21 protein-coding genes and 1 pseudogene are annotated in these 18,442 nt (G+C 59.7%); 13 read left to right on the top strand and 9 right to left on the bottom strand.

From position 1 onward, the window contains the following. Positions 1-288 precede the first annotated feature (288 nt). Both G9C82_RS19215 and G9C82_RS19220 read left to right on the top strand, forming a co-directional pair. Positions 289-696: a hypothetical protein gene (locus G9C82_RS19215; RefSeq protein ID WP_127015060.1), complete on the top strand. Its 408-nt coding sequence runs from the start codon at positions 289-291 to the stop codon at positions 694-696. 189 nt (positions 697-885) lie between these two features. Then, on the top strand, positions 886-1,419 hold the full coding sequence (locus G9C82_RS19220) for an N-acetyltransferase (protein WP_127015061.1): 534 nt from the start codon (positions 886-888) through the stop codon (positions 1,417-1,419). A gap of 96 nt (positions 1,420-1,515) precedes the next feature. Here G9C82_RS19220 and G9C82_RS19225 read toward each other — a convergent pair whose 3' ends face one another. Beyond that, positions 1,516-2,751: an ABC transporter substrate-binding protein gene (locus G9C82_RS19225; RefSeq protein ID WP_127015062.1), complete on the bottom strand. Its 1,236-nt coding sequence runs from the start codon at positions 2,749-2,751 to the stop codon at positions 1,516-1,518. 197 nt (positions 2,752-2,948) lie between these two features. Here G9C82_RS19225 and G9C82_RS19230 point away from each other — a divergent pair, with 197 nt between their 5' ends. From G9C82_RS19230 to G9C82_RS19240, 3 genes are all read left to right on the top strand, one after another. Further along, the gene (locus G9C82_RS19230) at positions 2,949-4,013 is read left to right on the top strand and encodes an ABC transporter substrate-binding protein (protein ID WP_127015089.1); all 1,065 of its coding nucleotides are present in this window, start codon (positions 2,949-2,951) and stop codon (positions 4,011-4,013) included. Between the two features lie 324 nt (positions 4,014-4,337). Then, positions 4,338-4,748 (top strand): thioredoxin, encoded by a 411-nt coding sequence (gene trxA, locus G9C82_RS19235; RefSeq protein ID WP_127015063.1) that lies wholly within the window; start codon positions 4,338-4,340, stop codon positions 4,746-4,748. Between the two features lie 220 nt (positions 4,749-4,968). Next, positions 4,969-5,193 (top strand): DUF2892 domain-containing protein, encoded by a 225-nt coding sequence (locus G9C82_RS19240; protein WP_004966614.1) that lies wholly within the window; start codon positions 4,969-4,971, stop codon positions 5,191-5,193. A 122-nt stretch (positions 5,194-5,315) separates the two neighbouring features. Here the strand turns inward: G9C82_RS19240 and G9C82_RS19245 are convergent, their stop codons facing one another. Genes G9C82_RS19245 through G9C82_RS19255 form a run of 3 tightly spaced genes read right to left on the bottom strand, consistent with a single transcriptional unit; the run spans position 5,316 to position 7,116 of the window. Continuing rightward, positions 5,316-5,714 (bottom strand): hypothetical protein, encoded by a 399-nt coding sequence (locus G9C82_RS19245; RefSeq protein ID WP_127015064.1) that lies wholly within the window; start codon positions 5,712-5,714, stop codon positions 5,316-5,318. Positions 5,715-5,725: 11 nt separating this feature from the next. Then, complete coding sequence (locus tag G9C82_RS19250; RefSeq protein WP_007188602.1) at positions 5,726-6,871, bottom strand: NAD(P)/FAD-dependent oxidoreductase; 1,146 nt, start codon at positions 6,869-6,871, stop codon at positions 5,726-5,728. After that, on the bottom strand, positions 6,868-7,116 hold the full coding sequence (locus tag G9C82_RS19255; RefSeq protein WP_004966617.1) for a sulfurtransferase TusA family protein: 249 nt from the start codon (positions 7,114-7,116) through the stop codon (positions 6,868-6,870). Before G9C82_RS19255 ends, G9C82_RS19250 begins: the two co-directional genes overlap by 4 nt. A gap of 183 nt (positions 7,117-7,299) precedes the next feature. Between G9C82_RS19255 and G9C82_RS20790 the strand changes: the two are divergent. Then, positions 7,300-7,431, top strand: a pseudogene (locus tag G9C82_RS20790) (aminotransferase class V-fold PLP-dependent enzyme); the annotation flags it as partial. 9 nt (positions 7,432-7,440) lie between these two features. Here G9C82_RS20790 and G9C82_RS19260 read toward each other — a convergent pair. From G9C82_RS19260 to G9C82_RS19270, 3 genes are read right to left on the bottom strand one after another with little or no spacing between them, the layout of a single operon-like run. After that, positions 7,441-8,151: a type 1 glutamine amidotransferase gene (locus G9C82_RS19260; protein WP_127015065.1), complete on the bottom strand. Its 711-nt coding sequence runs from the start codon at positions 8,149-8,151 to the stop codon at positions 7,441-7,443. A 41-nt stretch (positions 8,152-8,192) separates the two neighbouring features. Continuing rightward, a complete protein-coding gene (locus tag G9C82_RS19265; protein WP_004966619.1) occupies positions 8,193-8,765 on the bottom strand; it encodes a DsrE/DsrF/DrsH-like family protein in 573 nt (190 codons plus the stop codon). A gap of 1 nt (position 8,766) precedes the next feature. Beyond that, a complete protein-coding gene (locus G9C82_RS19270) occupies positions 8,767-9,012 on the bottom strand; it encodes a sulfurtransferase TusA family protein (protein ID WP_004966620.1) in 246 nt (81 codons plus the stop codon). Positions 9,013-9,261: 249 nt separating this feature from the next. Here G9C82_RS19270 and G9C82_RS19275 point away from each other — a divergent pair, with 249 nt between their 5' ends. The 4 genes from G9C82_RS19275 to G9C82_RS19290 are packed head-to-tail and all read left to right on the top strand — an operon-like array spanning position 9,262 to position 12,624. Continuing rightward, a complete protein-coding gene (locus G9C82_RS19275) occupies positions 9,262-10,455 on the top strand; it encodes an MBL fold metallo-hydrolase (RefSeq protein WP_127015066.1) in 1,194 nt (397 codons plus the stop codon). Between the two features lie 6 nt (positions 10,456-10,461). Next, positions 10,462-10,953: a YeeE/YedE family protein gene (locus G9C82_RS19280; protein WP_004966622.1), complete on the top strand. Its 492-nt coding sequence runs from the start codon at positions 10,462-10,464 to the stop codon at positions 10,951-10,953. After that, entirely contained in the window at positions 10,953-11,423 is a 471-nt protein-coding gene (locus tag G9C82_RS19285; RefSeq protein WP_004966623.1) for a YeeE/YedE family protein, read from the top strand. Before G9C82_RS19280 ends, G9C82_RS19285 begins: the two co-directional genes overlap by 1 nt. 19 nt (positions 11,424-11,442) lie before the next feature. Next, complete coding sequence (locus tag G9C82_RS19290) at positions 11,443-12,624, top strand: inorganic phosphate transporter (protein WP_127015067.1); 1,182 nt, start codon at positions 11,443-11,445, stop codon at positions 12,622-12,624. 9 nt (positions 12,625-12,633) lie between these two features. Here the strand turns inward: G9C82_RS19290 and G9C82_RS19295 are convergent, their stop codons facing one another. Then, the gene (locus G9C82_RS19295) at positions 12,634-13,473 is read right to left on the bottom strand and encodes a universal stress protein (RefSeq protein WP_127015068.1); all 840 of its coding nucleotides are present in this window, start codon (positions 13,471-13,473) and stop codon (positions 12,634-12,636) included. A gap of 378 nt (positions 13,474-13,851) precedes the next feature. Here G9C82_RS19295 and G9C82_RS19300 point away from each other — a divergent pair, with 378 nt between their 5' ends. From G9C82_RS19300 to G9C82_RS19310, 3 genes are all read left to right on the top strand, one after another. After that, positions 13,852-14,013: a hypothetical protein gene (locus G9C82_RS19300; RefSeq protein ID WP_004966626.1), complete on the top strand. Its 162-nt coding sequence runs from the start codon at positions 13,852-13,854 to the stop codon at positions 14,011-14,013. 3 nt (positions 14,014-14,016) lie between these two features. Further along, positions 14,017-15,045 (top strand): sulfite exporter TauE/SafE family protein, encoded by a 1,029-nt coding sequence (locus tag G9C82_RS19305; protein WP_007188607.1) that lies wholly within the window; start codon positions 14,017-14,019, stop codon positions 15,043-15,045. A gap of 237 nt (positions 15,046-15,282) precedes the next feature. Continuing rightward, a complete protein-coding gene (locus tag G9C82_RS19310; protein WP_347237910.1) occupies positions 15,283-17,214 on the top strand; it encodes an ATP-binding protein in 1,932 nt (643 codons plus the stop codon). A 125-nt stretch (positions 17,215-17,339) separates the two neighbouring features. On the opposite strand, the gene G9C82_RS19315 is transcribed toward G9C82_RS19310, so the two are convergent. Next, positions 17,340-18,440: a hybrid sensor histidine kinase/response regulator gene (locus G9C82_RS19315; protein ID WP_127015070.1), complete on the bottom strand. Its 1,101-nt coding sequence runs from the start codon at positions 18,438-18,440 to the stop codon at positions 17,340-17,342. Positions 18,441-18,442 lie beyond the last annotated feature (2 nt).

Raw genomic sequence — 18,442 nt, forward strand, 5'->3', positions numbered from 1 at the left:
CTCACATATCGAATACTATCGATAGAAGCGGTCAAGGAAACCGAAAGAACGCACGGAATATCTGTGATCTCATCTTATAGGATATATTGTGGTATCCGCTGTTTTGTAGACGTTGCGACTTCCTGAAGGAGATTCCCAGCTACATAGTTGCTCAGTGAATGCTTGGATTGATCCCTTCCCGCTCCCAGTATTGAACGTATAACATAACCAATTATATTCGTTCTGCCTGATTCCGTAATATTGGAAAACCCACATGAAGTTAATATATTTAGCTGACAATTTCACAATATGGTTGCTCAGTCAACACACCAGCAAGACTCGTTTTTTACGCTCCCATCGCATCCAGTGGGGTCCCTCGCAATCGTAGCCACCCTTACCACTGCTGGTACCCACCTATTACTTGGTCCGCGTGTCATGGGATTCAGTCAGACATTAGGGACACTGTTCATTCTGAATGGGCTTGGATTTCTAGGCGGTATCTTCCTGTACAGCAGCCGATACTGGCGACCCGAACTATTTCTTGTCGATGCGGGATACGCCATTGTCACCATTCTCGCACTGTTTGCGTTTCAGGGTTTCAGCCTTGACGCGTTCTATATGCAGAGGAACCTGAACCCGCTGGCCGTCGTCTCGAAGGTATCTGAGGCTATCCTCGCCCTCTGTACCATCTATTTATACAGAACATCAGCGCCCTGAGAGGGCTTGACCGTGCGTGGAGATCCACTACGGAGGGTGGTTCAACAACACACTGGGTGCCGCAGGGCAATCAACGAAGTTGTGAGTCTATCCCAATCCACAGATCGGTTCTAACTTGGGATGGCGTCCGTGGTCCGCAATCGCTCTGAGGGTGACAGTCATAAGTGCCAAAGACTGGTCCAGACAGGTATGGAGATTGTGGAACTCCCCGCAGAGGAAGCTGCTGTCCGTCGCTTTATCGAGGAGCTCTGGCTCCCGTACTACCGCGAACTCGAATCGACCGTTGATGCGTTCTCACTCGCCGACGACATCGACCTCGTCGCGGCGGAACTCCCATTCCGCGTCGACCGCCTCGATTCGCCGGACTATCGAACATGGATCGCCGTCGATGGATTCACCGATGGGACCCCGCTCGCCGATATCGACGGTGAGTTTGCCGGGTATATCGCGGCCGAAATCGACGAAGCGCCGCGTGTCTTTGACCGCCCCGACCGACTGTTCATCTGTGACATCTACGTTGACGAACCGTATCGTGGAACGGGATTGGCAGAGGACCTGTTTGACCGTCTCAGACACTGGGCACACGACGCCGGGTGTGAGGAGTTCAGTCTCGATCCGCATGTCGACAACGACCGAGCCAACGCCTTCTACGAGAAGCTCGGGTTCGAACAGACGAAGTGTCATATGGTAGCCAGCGTAGAAGCCCGGATGAACCACGAATAGTGGCAGTACGTCGGACATAAGCACACAGAGAACTGCTCCAAACATCGCTATCCCGGGAAGAGGCGCAGGCTCTGACACAGCGTCAGTCGCTTCGCCTCAGACCAGACCGTTGATGACGTCCGCAACGCGGTGATAGTCGAACAGGCGCTCCGCTTCGGGTATGGGATCTTCGAGCCCGTTCCACGCGCCGAACTGGTCGGGGTACAGTTGCTTTGCGGCGGCTTCGGTCTGGAAGAGATTGATGATCGGGCCCTGGTACTCGGTGCCACCGCGGTAGAGTCGGCCCTCGTCGACGGCGGTCAGTTGGCTCCCAACCGGGTCGTCACGCATCTGCTCAACTCCGGACTCGAAGTCTTCGGCGCTCGTGTGTGAGAAGCCATAGAGGAATACGAGTGCGTCCGGGTCAGCCGACAGCAACTGTTCGTAGTCCCACTCGGCGAACGCGCCGTCGATGTCGTCCGCGAAGGCGTCGTCGATACGAACGTCACGGTACTGTTTCTTGCCGTTGCCCGCTCCGAGCGGATAGGCGTAGAACGTCCCGGACTCGAAATCGGAGTTGACCGAAAGGAAGCCGACCGAGGGGCGGTCGTCCTCCGGTGGGAGGCCCGCCTGCAGGTCGGCGAGCAGCCCATCGTGGACCTCGCGCAGGACCTCGTATCGATCGTGTTCCTGAAACACCTCGGCCACGGTCTCGAAGGCCTCGTACAACGAGTACGGCCGGTAATTGTGCCACTCATACCCGCGACGACGGATGTGGTTGCCCACGAAGGGGCCGACCTCGGTGCGGACGTCCTCGACATCGGATTCGCTCCAGTTGTCGTCGATCCAGGTCAGCATGTTTGGATCCATCAGGTGGACATCGCAATCCATCTCGTAGAACACCTCGCGGTCGATACCATCGCTCGCACTGATTTTCTGGACGTCCTCGAGGGAGACGTCGACACCAGGGAGCCGGTCGTAGAAGTCGGTTGGCCAGTCACCGACGTAGAACAGCCCGGCGAGGCCGTCGAGGTGGCCGAGGGCAATCCCCATATCCCCGTACGTGCTGTAGTAGGTCATCCAGCGGTCGGGGACGGACTCGAAGGTGACCTCCCCGACCGGTTCCATCGACACTGAGTAAGAACTGCTCGCGGTCGCCGCGTCCTCGGCCGTAGTCCGCTGCTCATCGGTGAGTGTCGCCGTGTCCTCGTTCTCTGCTGGCGTGTCTCCAGTCGCGGACGCCGCCTCTTCGGCCCCGGACTGGCAACCAGCTACCCCCAGCGTCCCAACAGTACCGACGCTCGTTCGCAGGATGCGACGCCTCGTCACTGATGTCGCCTCGCTGTCATCCATAGAATTTTAGGCTGGCCTAAATACAATAAGCGTTGTGCTTCGGGCACGTCGGAGTCACGGCAACCGGCGGAGAATGCTGTGATGCTGCACAGCAGCGCAGACTGATTTCAGCCAGAGAGACATTCCAATAGGACTTTATGTTTTTAGGCTAGCCTAAAAATATGCGACGACGAACCTATATCGCAAGTGGAACAGTAATGGCAAGCGGCCTGCTGGCGGGCTGTAGTAGTGGGAGCAGTGAGAGTGAGTCAACGCCCGAATCGGCCGACTCTTACACTGTCTCGATGGAACCGATGGGGCCCGTGACCTTTGACGGGCCTCCGGAAGACTGGGTGGCACTGCTCCCGAGCTACGCCGACATGGGGATGGCCCTCGACGCAGGCCAGACGCTCGGAATACAGTTGCCATACCGGTATGCCACCGAGTTTTACGAAGAACTCCCCGGTGTCGAGTACGACCCCGATGCGGTGACGACCCTCTATCAGGATGGCGTCGATAAAGAGTTGTTCTACGAGATAGATGCCGACGTCCACTTCATGGAACCAAACCAGCTACGCAACTGGTACGACTGGGACGACCGAGACATTCGGGAAGTCAAAGAGAACATCGGTCCCTTCTTCGGGAACTTCATCCGGCGGCGTAGCGACGACTGGCACGACTACCCGTACTACTCGCTGTACGGGGCCTTCGAGAAGATTGCACAGGTCTTCGACCGCGAGCAGCGCTACCAGCAGTTCGCGTCGTTCCACGAGGAGTTCCTGACCAACCTCCAGGAGCGACTGCCCGAAACGACTCCAGAGGCGGCACTGCTCTACCCCGCAGACAAGACACCGGAGACGTTCTACCCCTACCAGCTCTATGACGGTGGTGTCGGAAAGAAACACTGGCGTGATCTGCGGCTCCGGGACGCTTTCGAGGGGACCGACGTAGGACACTATTCGGGCAACACGAGTCTCAAGGTGGATTTCGAGACGCTGCTGGATATTGATCCGGATGTTCTGCTGGTCCGTGGACAGGTTGAAAAGGATCAGGCAACCTTCGAGGAGACCATCGTCGACTCGCTGCGGAACAACCCTGTCGCCAGCGAACTGACCGCTGTCCAGAACGACGCAGTCTACCGTGGTGGATATCTTGATCAGGGGCCGATCATCAACCTCTTCCAGACCGAAGCCGCGGCCCAGCGGATCTACTCCGACGAGTTTTCCGAGGAGACAGTGTTCGACCGGCAGCGGGTGGCAGATATCATCACCGGCTCTACCTGACTGACTGCGGTGACGGCCAGACATGAAACCAGTGTCATCGATGGCGAGCGCTATCACGCTACTGCCACGGTTCTGGACACACCACTGTTTCCAGTAAAATACCACCAGATAGCGACTAGATTTCACAGGAAATGTGGAGTGGTGGACAGATGAACAGTCATAATCGGAAGTTAGTCTGTGCGTGTCCGAACTACCTGGCGAACACAGGTGTCGGCGAGATGACTCGCGAGTGTGTCGCAACGAACTCAGGGCCCCCGTTCCAGAGCACGGTATTGTGCGGTAGCTACAAAACAAATAAACGCCACGAGCGCATACTAAACGGTGATGACCGACGAGCTAGCAGAGATCCGACAGAAGAAGCTCGAAGAGCTCCGAAATGGAGAGCGAGGGATCGCTGCTGAGAACGAGAACAGCGAGTCGGCAGCCGAACCAGTCCACGTCCACGGCGCAGGCGGCCTACAGGACACCGTTGATCATGGGGTCGTCCTCGTGGACTTCTACGCCGACTGGTGTGGCCCGTGCAAGCAACTCGAACCCGTCGTCGAGCGCATCGCCGCTGGCACCGCCGCGACCGTAGCGAAAGTCGACATCGACGCAAACCAGCAGTTGGCAGCCAAATACGGCGTCCGTAGCGTACCGACGCTGTTGCTGTTCGCTGATGGGGAGCCGGTCGAGCGCTTAGTGGGGATGCAACAGGAACCGCAGCTCCGGTCGCTCATCGAGAGCTACACCTGATTCTCTCGGCTGTGTCATCCCAGTTTGCTACTGCACTGGAGTCACATCTGGTGTATTGGTGGATTCACGTCTCAATCGCCAGCGGAAGATCGCTAACCGGCTTGGACTTTAGCCAGTATGGCTTCTGAGCGCTGGTAGCGACCCAGTGTTTCAACAGAGTTACTATTGTTTATATTGTACAATCAAAGAGTTATTGTTCTTGGAGGACTAAGTGTGTTGTATGGAGCGTAACGTCGGTTCGACAGACAAGACTGCCAGAATCCTCATCGGTGCCATCGCGGGGCTGGTATCGCTCGGTATCCTCGCCAGCACTGTTCCGCTGCCAGCAATACTTGCACCTGTGCTCGGGCTCGCCGCGGTGCTGTTGCTCGTCACTGGCTTCACCGGATTCTGCGGGCTGTACGGACTCCTGGGTGTCGACACCTGCTCTGTCGACACCCGGTGAACAATCGGGGCGGTGCCTGATCGGCTTACGCCGAGCAGCGACTGATTCTTCGAATCGAGGTTCCCGGTCAGCCTATTCTCAGACAGGTGGCCAGGCATCTGGCAATGACGAAAAATACGATTTCACTGGTTCTGGACCGCACGACCGAGCGACCGGACGATGGCGAGCACGTATCGGATGCCGGTAAGAAACTCGCCGCTTCGAATCCCATCCCAGACATCGTGCAGATCGACTGGCCCGCTGGAGTTCGCGTCGCCGAGTGCGCCGAGGACAGTCTGTAGCGCGCCTCGTGTGTCATCACTGGCGGCTGTCTCGGCGAGTTCGCCGAGCGAGGCGCCAGTCCCGGCGAGGGAGGTGACCATCTCGTCGTCCATCGCAGCGGTCCCGAGTTCGGCTACTTCGACCAGTTCGTTGACCGTATCGAGATTGCGGACGAACGTGGCGAAGGCCTCGGGGTTCTCCTCGATGACGGTGGTCAGTTCCTCGCTCAGATCGTCAGCCGATGATTGTTGTTCACTCATTGTTTGTCACCTCAGAGTAGCCCCCGCGCTGTGAGCCAGTAGGATTCGTTGTACGCAAGCTTCGACCAGTGCATGGCCCGACTCGGTTCACTCGGCTCAGGCGGGCGTTCGTAGTCGAACTCGACGAACGTGGCGTCATCCATCCCAGTCTCGATGAAGCAGACGGTCTTGCCGCCGTAGACAGCTGTCGCTGGCTGGCCGCGGACCTCACTCGCGAGTCGCTGAGCGACGACGTGGGCCTGATAGTGCGCCGCGCTCCCGGCCTTTGGGACCCCGGTCTGGGCGGCATCGCCGATGGCGTACACGTCGTCGAAGCCGGTCGCTTCGAGTGTGTGCTTGTCGACATCTACCCACCCTCCATCGCCGAGGCCGGCCGACTCGACGAAGTCGCTGCCGGTGTGTGGCGGGATGGCGACGAGGAGGTCGTAGTCCAGCTCCGTCCCTTCCATCGACGTAATCGTCTCCGCATCGGGGTCGACAGCCTCGGCGTTGAACATCGTCTCAATGGCGATATCGCGCTCCCGGAGTCGCGGGTCGGCCCACTCCGCGATGTGTTCGTTTCCGTGGACCCGCATGATGGGGTAGGTGTAGGTGATGTCGAACGCGTCCCGACGGCCGCGTTCTCGGAGCCAGTCGTCGACCATGAACGTGAACTCAAGCGGCGCGGCCGGACACATATGTGGCGTCCCGACAACGCTCAGGACGATATGGCCGCCGTTCATTTCCAAGAGTTCGTCACGGAGAGCTTGGGAACCGTCTTCGCCGTAGAAGTGATGCCCGCCCTCGGCGAGGCCCGGAACCCGCTCTGGTTCGAGCTGTGCCCCTGTCGCGACGACAAGTTTGTCGTACGGCGCAGGGTCGATAGCGTCGACAAGTTCGAGTTCCTTGCGCTCGTGGTCAACATCAACGACGTAGTCCTGCCGGATGGTGACGCGGTTATCGACGACCTCTCGAAGGGGTCGGCGGCCGTCCGCAGGTTCGCGCTGTCCGAAAGCGACGTAGAGCCAGACCGGCTTGTAGACGTGGTCCCCGCTGTCGTTGAATAGCGTGATCTCGACCTCGCCGGCGGCTAGCTCCGCATCGAGTTTCTCCGCGAGGGTGTTCGCCAGTACGGTACCACCGGTGCCGCCACCGACGATTGCGATATGTTCGGTCATAGTTTCTTCACGTGAATCCTGTAGTGGTCGCCTTCATCGGCGATATCAAGGACTTCGTTGCCGGACTCGTCGGCCCACTCCTGGACCTCCGACGACGACTTCTCGGCGTCGCTCAACAGGGCGATAACGGAGCCGGTATCGACGGCCCGAACCTCCGAGATGAGGTCCATCAGCGGACCCGGACAGGTCGCGCCCCGAGCGTCGACAGTCGTGTCAGCCTCAGTGTGACTTTGATTGGTGGTCATGCTTTCTCATCCGTACATAGGCAAGCTATGAATTTAATAATGTATGGTTGTTCCAAGACTGTGAGAAAGCAGTTTATCTATACGCAAACACCCTCAGTGACCACACACCAGTTTAAGTAAAGTTCGGGGCGAACGTGCCGCCCTTCAGAGCGGGGAGGATGGCAAGAATCCGGTGGGGCCGACGAACGGCTGGCCGATGAAGGCATCGTCGTCCGTTCGCTACCCGAGCCATCGGCGGTGCGGGCGTCGATACACGCGGTCAATACTGAGTCAGAAGTCGACCGGCTTGCGACGGCACTGACGGCGGAATTCTGACGTACCGAGTCAGTCGAGCCGACCCGGTCGCCGCTGATGGGTGGCGACCAGTCCGAGGAAGTTCTCGAACACCGTCGTCGCCTCCCGGGCGGCTGCGACCGACTCATCAGTGATCGTTGCCGTTACTGCCTCCCGCCGGTCGTCAGTGAGGTCCTTGTTGCCGATGACCCACTCGGCTGTCTCGCGGTCGTACTCGGGGTGGAACTGCACGCCGTAGCGTGTGCCGAGCCGAAACGCCTGTATACTGTACTGGTTTCGCGCCAGTTCTACCGCACCCGCAGGCAGTTCGGCGACGCGGTCAGAGTGTGTCTGGAACGCGGTGAACGACGGCGACATATCGGCAAACAGCGGGTCCTCGCCTCGCCGGTGAACTGTTCGGTATCCGAGTTCGTGTTCGCCCATGTCGACCACGCGCCCACCGAGAGACTGCGCAAGGAACTGGTGGCCCCAGCAAATCCCCAGGGTTGGTACGTCCGCCCGGTGGACGTCCCGGACCCACGACGTGAGGTCGTGAATCCAGCCGTGGTCGTCGTACACCGATGTCTGTGACCCACTGATAACCACGCCGTCGTACCGCCAGTCGCCGCCCGCGGGCACCGGTGGGAGATGACCATCGCTGACTTTGTACACCGTCGTCTCGGCGTCAAGCGACCGGGTCAGATTTCGTTCTGCGGGTGTCTCACCGACTGATGCATCGACGATTGCGATTGTCTGGTTCATGTTTGGGGGGCCGGGAAAAGCCGCTCAGTGGCTCTCGTCGCTCAGACGAGCAGTTGGATGTCGGACTCGGCCATATGCTGGAGCGCAGTGGCCGCCCCGACGCCGACAGTAACGTCGTCGTAGAAGTCGTCCTCGTCGTAGTCCATCAGTTCGATGGTCATCTGACAGGCCTGCAGTTCGACGCCCTGGTCCAGCGACAACTCGATGAGTTCGTCGATCGTCGCCGTCCCGTTGTCGTCGATACGCTTTTCCATCATCCGCGTCGCCATGCGGTCCATGCCAGGCAGCGCCGCGAGCGCGTTCGGCATCGGCATGTTCGGGTTGCCGACGGCCGACAACTGGAGGTTCTCGGACTTCTCCTCGTGGAGGATATCCAGACCCCAGAACGTGTGGAACACGACCACGTCCCAGCCGAACGCGGCCGCGGTGCTGGCGAGAATGAGCGGCGGATATGCCATGTCAAACGACCCTTGGGTCGCGACGATAGTCATCTTCTTTTGCTCGTCGTCGGCTTCCAAGTCAGCGACGGTCTCTTCGAGCTCTTCGATCCGAGCCTGCAGCTCCGCCTCGGTCATCGAATCGCCGTCGCCCGCCGATGGTGTGTCCGTGCTCATTTTAGTCCGTCTTCTCGACGTAGTGTTTGTACACGTCGCCTTCGTCGACCTGTTCGAGTAGTGCCACGCCGTTCGTTCCCTCGGCCCAGCCCTCGATGTCACTCATACTGCCGCTGTCGGTCGCGATGACCTCCAGTACTGACCCCTCGGCGAGGTCGTCTATCGCCTGTTTCGTCTTGACGACCGGCATTGGGCACGATGCACCTTTCACGTCGAGCGTCTCTGCGATGTCGAATGCTTCACTCATTGTTGGAAAGACTCCAGCTACTGTATTGGAGCTACTACACAATATCGGGTGGATGGTTAAAAGAATATCGATTATTGTGCTATTCTAGCAACACTATCCTTGGACAATATGCCCTCAAATAGCTTTCAGAGAGTTTCTTATACCATAACTGTACTTTATCGGTGTTCTCTAACGAAATGATATTGTGTAGATTGGGAATTTCTATACAAACTCTTTTATGCCTCAACCCTGTAGCAATGAGTGTACTACATGAACGCTGAAGACTTCCCGACGCCGGACGCAGACGTCGAATCGGTCACGCCCGAAACGCTGAAATCGCGTATCGACGACGGAGAGTCGGTCACGATCCTCGACGCGCGTATGTCCGGGGACTACGAGGAATGGCACATCGACGGGGAAAACGTCGAATCCATCAACGTCCCGTACTTCCACTTTCTGGAAGACGAGCTAGATGCAGACATCATCGCGGACGTGCCGGACGACCGCGAAGTCACGGTTCTCTGTGCGAAAGGTGGGGCCAGCGAGTATGTCGCGGGCACACTCGCAGACCGCGGCTACGACGTTCACCACCTCGAAGACGGCATGAACGGGTGGGCGCGCATCTACGAGACCGTCGAAGTCACTGACTACGACGGAGCCGGCACACTCCTACAGTACCAGCGGCCGTCCTCCGGCTGTCTCGGCTATCTGGTCTACGACGACGGCGAAGCCGCTATCATCGACCCGTTGCGCGCCTTTGCCGACCGATACTTCGACGATGCTGACGAGCTGGGCGTCGACCTGAAATACGCGCTTGACACGCACATCCACGCGGACCACATTTCGGGGGTCCGCGGCCTCGATGCGGCGGGCGTCGAGGGCGTCATCCCCGCAGCCGCCGTGGACCGCGGGGTCACCTATGCCGACGACCTGACGACTGCCGAGGACGGCGACACCTTCGAGGTTGGCGACGTCACCATCGAGACCGTCGCGACACCCGGCCACACGACCGGGATGACCTCGTATCTCGTCGACGACAGCCTGCTCGCCACCGGTGACGGGCTTTTCATCGAGAGTGTCGCCCGACCGGACCTCGAAGAGGGCGACGAGGGCGCACCCGACGCAGCTCGGATGCTCTATGAGTCATTGCAGGAGCGCGTGCTGACACTGCCCGATGATACGCTCATCGGTGGCGCGCACTTCAGCGACGCGGCCGAACCGGCGAACGACGGCACCTACACCGCACCGATCGGCCAGCTTGTCGAGGAGATGGACGCTCTCACTATGGACGAGGACGACTTCGTCGAGACGATTCTGGCCGATATGCCACCGCGACCGGCGAACTACGAGGACATCATCGCGACGAACCTCGGCCAGAACACCGTCGACGACGAGGAGGCGTTCACGCTGGAACTCGGACCGAACAACTGCGCGGCGAGCCAGGAATCGCTCGCGGGTGACTAACCGTCGATGGTAGCTGACCCTGTCCCACTGCAACTGGCCGCCGAGCTGTTCCCCAACGGTATCAGCCGGTACGCCATCGGCGGCCTCTTCGTCGGTCTCGGCGCGGCGGTAATCTACGTGGGCACCGGCATTAGCGCCGGCGCGAGCACGTTCCTCGAATCGACGCTGTCGTACGTCTCCGGCCAGTCGCGGTTCCAGCAGTACGTCGCCTCTCGTGACTGGCGGCTCGTGTTCACGCTCGGCATCATCCTCGGCGCGGCCGTGTACGCGGTCGTCTATCAGGGCGGCGCGTGGACAACGGATGTCTCCTGGTGGCGGCTGTTGCTTGGTGGCATCTTCGTCGGTATCGGAACCCGCGTCGGGAAGGGCTGTACCTCGGGCCACGGCGTCTGTGGCGTGGGATCGGCCTCGAAAACGTCACTGGCGGGCGTCCTCGCCTTCCTGCTGGTCGCGATACTGACTGCACAGGTCGTCGCCGCACTGGGGGTGACGCCGTAATGGCGACGTCGACGGACCGGCACCCGCTGTTCATCCCGCTCGTGCTGGTCGGCGGGCTCATCTTCGGCTTCGGCCTCGGCTACAGCCACATGGCCCGTCCCGAGGTGGTGCTGAACTTCCTCCAGTTCGAGGACTTCGGCCTGCTGTTCGTGATGTTCGGCGGCGCGGCCGTGACAGGGATCGTGTTCTTTGTCATGCCGCGCGTGCTGGACCGGGCACCGCTGACCGGCGACCCATTCGAACGTCGGCTGAAGTCCTTCGACCGGAACGTGCTGATCGGCGGCGCGATATTCGGCGTCGGCTGGGGGCTCTCCGGGATCTGTCCGGGTGCCGCCTACGCCAGCCTCGGCATCGGAAACGTGACTATTCTGTGGGCGCTCGCGGGGATGTTCCTCGGTGCGTACCTACAAGGGTGGTGGCGAAGCCGCGCAACCGACGGCGTCGACCCGTCCCCCACGGGAGCGGACTGAACGTACCCCGATTTTCACAATGGAACTCAAGCTTCTCGCGCTCTTCTTGACCGCCGGTCTCGCGAGCCTGTTCATGTCGTGGGTTATCGGTGCTGGCTCTAGCGGCGCGACGCCGTTCGCGCCCGCTGTCGGTGCCAACGCCATCTCGACGATGCGGGCGGCGTTCATCGTCGGCATCTTCGGGCTCGCGGGCGCGGTGACACAGGGGGCGAACGTCTCTGAAGCGGTCGGCCGCGGCCTCATCGGCGGCGTCACCCTTCCCGCCACTGGAGTCATCGTCGCGCTGCTGGCCGGCGCTGGGCTCATGGCCGTCGGTATCTACACCGGTTACCCCATCGCGACGGCGTTTACTGTGACCGGCGCAATCATCGGTGTCGGGCTGGCCCTCGGTGGCACCCCCGTCTGGGGGAAGTACCAGCAAATCGGTGCCGTCTGGGTCCTGACACCGGTCGTCGGCGGCGGTTTCGCCTACGCCATCGCGAGCGTGCTGCCGCGGTCTGATGCCCCCGAAAAGGCCACCATTCCGACGCTCGCGGCGCTGGTCGGCGTCGTGCTGGCCAACGTCGAGTTCGCGTTTCTCGGGTCCGGCGGCGGCCCCGGTTCGCTGACGAGCCTCGGCCAGCGACTGCTCGGCATCGACGGCGTCGTGGCGACAGTCGTTCTCTCCGGCACTGTCGCCGCCGTGGTGTGGGCCACGGTGTACCGAGACATCCGCCACGACGAGGCGGGCGGACTCAGACACGTCCTGCTAGCGCTCGGTTCTCTGGTCGCCTTTTCAGCCGGTGGGAGTCAGGTCGGGCTGGCGGTCGGTCCGTTGCTCCCATTGCTGGACGAGGTTGGGGCGCTCTCGCCAACGGTCGTCCTGCTGGGGGGTGGCCTCGGAATTCTGGTCGGGTCGTGGACCGGCGCGCCACGGATGATAAAATCGCTCGCACAGGACTATTCTTCGCTGGGCCCGCGGCGCTCTATCGCCGCGCTCGTCCCCTCGTTTCTCATCGCGCAACTCGCCGTCTTTCTCGGTGTGCCGGTGTCGTTCAACGAGATTATTGTCAGCGCTATCATCGGGAGCGGTGCCGCAGTCGGCGGCAGCGAGGCAGTCGACCCACAGAAGATTGTGGTCACGGTTGGCGCGTGGGCCGGGTCGTTCACGCTTGCGCTGGCCGTTGGCTTCGGGTCAATGACCGCGATGGGCGCGCTCTGACCCCCCGTTTCAGGCGGTTCGTGGCGGCGGGACGAGGTAGACGTTCCCGGTCGCCTGCGCGACGATATCCTCGGAGACGCTGCCGAGCAACAGCCGGCGCATCCGGCTCTGGCCACGAGAGCCGACGAGCGTTGTCGTTGGCGTCACGGCCGCTTCGACATCGAGAATCTCCTCAGCGGGGTCGCCACGGCGGACCTCGACGTTCGTTTCGATGTCCCACTGTGACAGTGTGTCGGCGAGCGGCGCAAGCTGTTCAGCTGGGTCCGCCTCGCTCGTCGCATCTTTCGGTGATTCCACGTGGACGAGCGTCGCTTCCTGGGTCGCGTGGCGGAGATACTGAAACGCGTCGAAGGCACGCGTTGCGTTCTCAGAGAAGTCAGTCGCGTAGAGCACCCGCTGGAACAGGTGCTCCCTGAGCACGTCCGGTTCGTCTGTACTGCGTTCGATGCGGTTGACCAGCAACGGCACCACCGTGGTTCGCGCGAGGTTCCGAGCAGTGGAACCAATGACGCGGTTATTGAGTGGACTCTGCCCCCGGGACCCGATTATTGTCACGTCGGCTTTCTCTGCCTCCGCGATACCGTTGATGCGGCGGTGGGGAGTCCCACGCACGACGTGGGTCTCAGTGTCGAACCCGGCGTCCTCCATCACATTCTGGTACCGCGTAAGTCCCTGTTTGCGCCGCTTGCTGAAGTTCATTCCCGGCATCCCTGCGTGGACGTTCGATGGGATGACGGTGACGAGGTGGACCGTATCGACACCGATGCGTCCGAGGCACTCGAGACACGTCTCGTTCTGTATCGCCGCTTCACTCGCCGCCGAGAGGTCTGTCGCATAGATGGCTCTCATACTCGACAGTACGCAGCCAACTGTTAATATTGTTTTGTTTGTACAAGACAGTCAGATTTGGATTGCTCTGTAGAGCTGCTGTCTCACCTGACGGTAGGTCAATCTAGGTAGCCACGCCGTACTGAGAGCCGATTACATAAACGCGACAGAACAGCGCGCGCAACATTATTACGGGCAAGAAGCAGGGGTTTGAACAGTGACCATATGTGGCCGATATTTGTATAACGTATGCAGATATCTCCGTGGGATAGCGGTGTGATACCCGTCGATAATATTGTTCGACAGTCCCAAAACTGTTATCAGTACCCTCCGATTAGGGGTGATTGAGTAGAAAAGTATGATACGTTCACGACAGCACAATATCAGAGGGGAATCCCCATGGTAGACCTCGCGGCCTTCACATCGATGGGCGCAGACGGCATCGACGCGGCAATGCTCATCGGCGCGGTGCTGCTGGAGGCGGCCATCCTCTACGTCGGGTACGGGGCAGTAGAAGAGGCATTCGGACAGCGTGTCGTCGAGCGGTTACGAGGGGAGTGACGAATGGAGATACTGGGACTCAGCCTGGCGATGGTGGTGTTGTTTGTCGGGTTCGGCCTGCTCATCGGCGTCCTGTTTGGCTTCTTCGGGATGGGTGGGTCGTTCCTGGTCACCCCGGCACTGCTGGTGATGGGGTATCCCACCCGGGTTGCCGTCGGGAGCGGGCTCGCATTCGTGTTTGGCACATCGGTTATCGCTACACTGAAGCACCGAGATATGGGGCAGGTCGACTACAAACTGGGGGTGCTGATGATCGCCGGAACAACCGCCGGCATCGAAGCCGGGAAAGAGATAGTCCTCCATCTGGAAACGCTCGGGCTGGCTGGCAGTATCATCAGCGTCACGTACGTCGTCCTTCTGGGCGGTATCGGCGCGTTCGTCACCTACGAGGCACTTCGAGGTGGCGATGGCGGCGAGGGGATCAACCACGATGCCGCGGAGGGCGACGTCGACGCCGACGACATCCCGGACATCGCAAAGAAGATTCAATCGTACCGCATCCCGCCGATGATATCGCTTCGTGGCGGCGTCAGCGTCTCCCTCTGGATGATACTTGGCGTCGCGTTCGTCACCGGCCTGCTTTCGGGCTTCCTCGGTGTCGGCGGCGGATTCATCCGTATGCCCGCGCTGTTCTATCTCATCGGAGTTCCCGTCCCCATCGCTGTCGGGACCGACCTCTTCGAGATCGTCTTCTCGGGCGGGCTCGGGAGCTTCCTGTACGCGCTGGACGGTGGTGTCGACCTCTCCATTGTGCTCCCGCTGCTGGCAGGGAGCGCCTTCGGGGCCCGTGTGGGTTCCGCTGCGACGAGCATCGTCGACGAAGACGAAATCAAGGTGTACTTCGGGCTAATGCTGCTCGGCGGCGCCCTCGCTGTCGCGGTCCGTGAAATCGGCAACGTCTACGGTATCGACGCCCTGAACACGGTCAGTCTGGTGCTCATCCTCGGCTCCGCGTTGCTGGTCAGTGGTGCTGTCGTCTACAGCAGCATCACTGCGCTCCGGGAAGAGCGTCAGTCGTCATCGCCTGCGTGAGGGTGCGTCGGACCATCTTTTTTGTCACAGTCTGACACGCACCCTCAATTGAGCCGGTACTTACTTCCGAGTATGTCCCTGCCTCACTGCACAGTTCGCAACTCGTTAAGTGGAAACATTGCGTTCTTTCCCCAATGGCCCGCCTAAACGTGACTGAACTCAGGGGAAGTTTTTCACATGAGTAACAACGAGTGCGGGAGTCCACGTCCAGACATTGGCACTAATGAAGGGTTGGTTGTGAGTGCTTCTGACGGGGAAATCGTTGAGACAACTGGGCTGGTCTCACGGGTGACCGGCTACTCAAAAGCAGAGTTGCTTGCGATGCCACTATCTGCCCTGTTCTGTGCCGCAGGTACGGATGATTCCGACAAGCAAGTTGGGACGGCGTTATCCGAGACGGACGGACGATCTTATGTAGTTGTTGAATGTGCCGACGGGACGCGGACAACCGTCGAACAGCATAGCTACACGGTTCGTATCGGGCCGCAAACATACGTCTGCACGACGCTTCGGCTGCCAGCGGCAGAACCTGGGTCGTTGACGCTGCCGGGAAAGGATGCGTTCCGACGACTGCATAAAGCTGCGATGGAGAGCGAGAGCGTTGCAGACACCGCACAGCGATTGCTGACGCTGGGATGTGACTACCTTGGAGCTGACGCCGGCGCGCTTGCACGCATCGACGATGCCACGTACACGGTTGAGTATACCAGCAGTGAATCCACCGTGTACGAACCGGGGCAGTCAATGCCCCTCGGTGAGACTATCGCCAGTGAAGTAGTCACTGGTGCCGTAACGGATCCTGCCACGTTTGTCGTGGGCGAAGGCCAGCACAGCTCTCTAGACACGCACGGAGCGTACGCCGGCGCACCCGTGGCAGTCGGTGAAGATACCTACGGTGTCATTGAATTCACTGGTCTGGCGACACGCGAAGGTGCGTTTGGGCAGTCCGAACGGGAGTTTGTCGACTTCACTGCACAGTGGCTCGGGAGTAAAATCGAGCAGGAGAGACAGAGCAAACGGTTAGAACGGTGTGAAATGGCACTGGAAACTGTTGATGAGCCGGCCCACACACTTGAAACCGACGCAGTTGATGACCTGTTATTTCATACCCGCGGCACGACTGCCAGCAAACAACGAGCCCGACTTTTTGACAGTGTGTTCAACCAGACCTATCAGTTCACTGCACTGCTCGAACCCGATGGAACGGTCATCGAGACCAACGATGCGACCCTCGAATTCGGTGGCTTCAACCGTGCAGATATGGTTGGGAAACCCTTCGCTGAAGCGCCATGGTGGAGTCACTCTGAAACCGTCCGTGACCGTGTCTGGGACGCTCTCAAGCGCGCGGCCGACGGTGAGTCTGCCCGCTACGAGACAGAAGTTCGGGACCGTCAGGAAGTCGGGACTATCGACTTCACCGTCAAGCCCGTGACCAACGAAGACGGGTGTGTAAATATGTTGGTGGTCGAGGGGCGGGACATCACAAAACAGAGCCGACATCGAGATCATCTACAGGTCATGCAGCGTGTGATGCGACATCATATGCGCAACGACCTGACGAAGCTCCGGGGGTTCACTGGAGCGCTGTACACCCTGCCTGATTCGGAAGCGCAGTCGAGATACTTCGAGCGCATTGAAGCGATTCTGGATAAGTGGACCGACATGACCGAAAAGACACGGCAGATTGGACAGGTGCTTGAAGAACAACGACACTCGCAAGCCACCACGGCGGTAGACGAACTCGTTGCCCGCGCGACCGCCAGAGCTGACGAGTTCGTCGCCGAGACAAGAATCAGGAACGACCTGCCAGATGGTGTGACACCACACCTCCCGACTGTCATGCGCGAAGCGGTCAGTGAATTACTCGGAAACGCCGCCGATGCTACTCCCGACTCGAATGGACAGATTACAGTAACGCTCTCGCAAACCGCTGACGACTGGGTCGGTATTACCGTTGCAGACAACGGCTTTGGACTGCCGGATGCGGAAGCAAGCGTACTCAGGACGGGCGAAGAGACGCCACTAAACCACGGACAGGGGATCGGCCTCTGTATGGTGCGGATGATCGTCAAGCAGGTGGGCGGCGATGTCTCCGTTGATGTGACTCAGGGCGGGACCGAAGTGACACTGCACGTGCCGGCGAGCGAGAGTCTGCGAAAAAGAGGGTAAGTTGCTACCTGTATGTCCTTTTTATCTCCATATGACGGAAACAGGCAGACAAACGCACTGGACACCTGTGGTCACAAACGCCGGCCAACAGAACGCGGGCTAGCCAGAGCAACTGTCTCCGGCTATCAGGCCCGATTGAGGGTTACTGTGAAGACGCTGCCGTCCACGTCCGGCTCACTGACCCATTCGTCGCGGTCTGCAATCGTGACCGTCCCGTCGTACATCTCTACCAGCGTATCCACGAGATAGAGGCCGATTCCTGACCCCTGACTCTTTGCCCCCATCTCCCCACGACCAAATATCTCTGTCTTCTGGCTATCGGGCACACCCGGGCCGTTGTCAGCGACGGAGACCTCAACCGTGTCCGGGCAGACGTCCACTTCGGCTGTGATTTCAGGGCTTGCCTTGTTGTTGTGTGTGACAGCGTTGTTCAGTAAATTCCGGAACACGGACGAGAGCAGATTGGTTGCCGAAACCTGGAGCGTCTCGGATAGTTCGCCATTGACTGTGATGGTTGCCGCCGAGTGTGCGGACTGTGACTTCTCGATTTCGCTCTGCAGAACGGGTTTGAGCGCAACGGGATGGAGTTCTGGTTCCCTGTTCCCTTCGAGTATCTCCATGAAGTCACCGGCGGTTTCAGCGATGCCGGCAATGTGCTCGCTTGCGTTCATAATCCGCTCAAGATGGTCCTGTCCGGCTGGTTCGACGTGTTCACGGAGCGCATCACCCCAGCCGAGAATGACTGTCAGGTCGTTTTTGATATCGTGGCGGATGACCTGATTGAGTAGAGCGAGTTCCTTGTTACGTCGTTCAAGCACCTGTTGCTGGCGTTCACGTTCGACAGCGTAGCTTAGTGTCCGCTGGAGGAGTTTCGGGTTGATGTCGCCCTTGACGAGAAAGTCTTGTGCGCCGCGTTCGACGGCCTCAATCCCGACGCTGTCGTCGTCGAGTCCAGTGAGGACGACAACAGGTTCGTCCCCGGCTGCTTCGAGCATCGTTTCGAGCGTCTCGAACCCGTTGCTGTCCGGCAGCCCAAGGTCCAGCAAGATAATATCAATCGATTCGTCCCGGGCATCGACCGCCGCAGACAACCGGTCGAAGTGCTGGATGGTCGGCACTGTTTGCTGCCCCGACCAGCCCGGCTCTTTGAGATACTCTTTGATGAGCCGCACGTCGCTGGGATTGTCCTCCACGAGCAGGATATTGTATTGCTGTGTGTCAGTCATTG

It is taken from the genome of Haloarcula sp. R1-2 (genome assembly GCF_011627385.1).
Taxonomy (GTDB): Archaea; Halobacteriota; Halobacteria; order Halobacteriales; family Haloarculaceae; genus Haloarcula; species Haloarcula marismortui.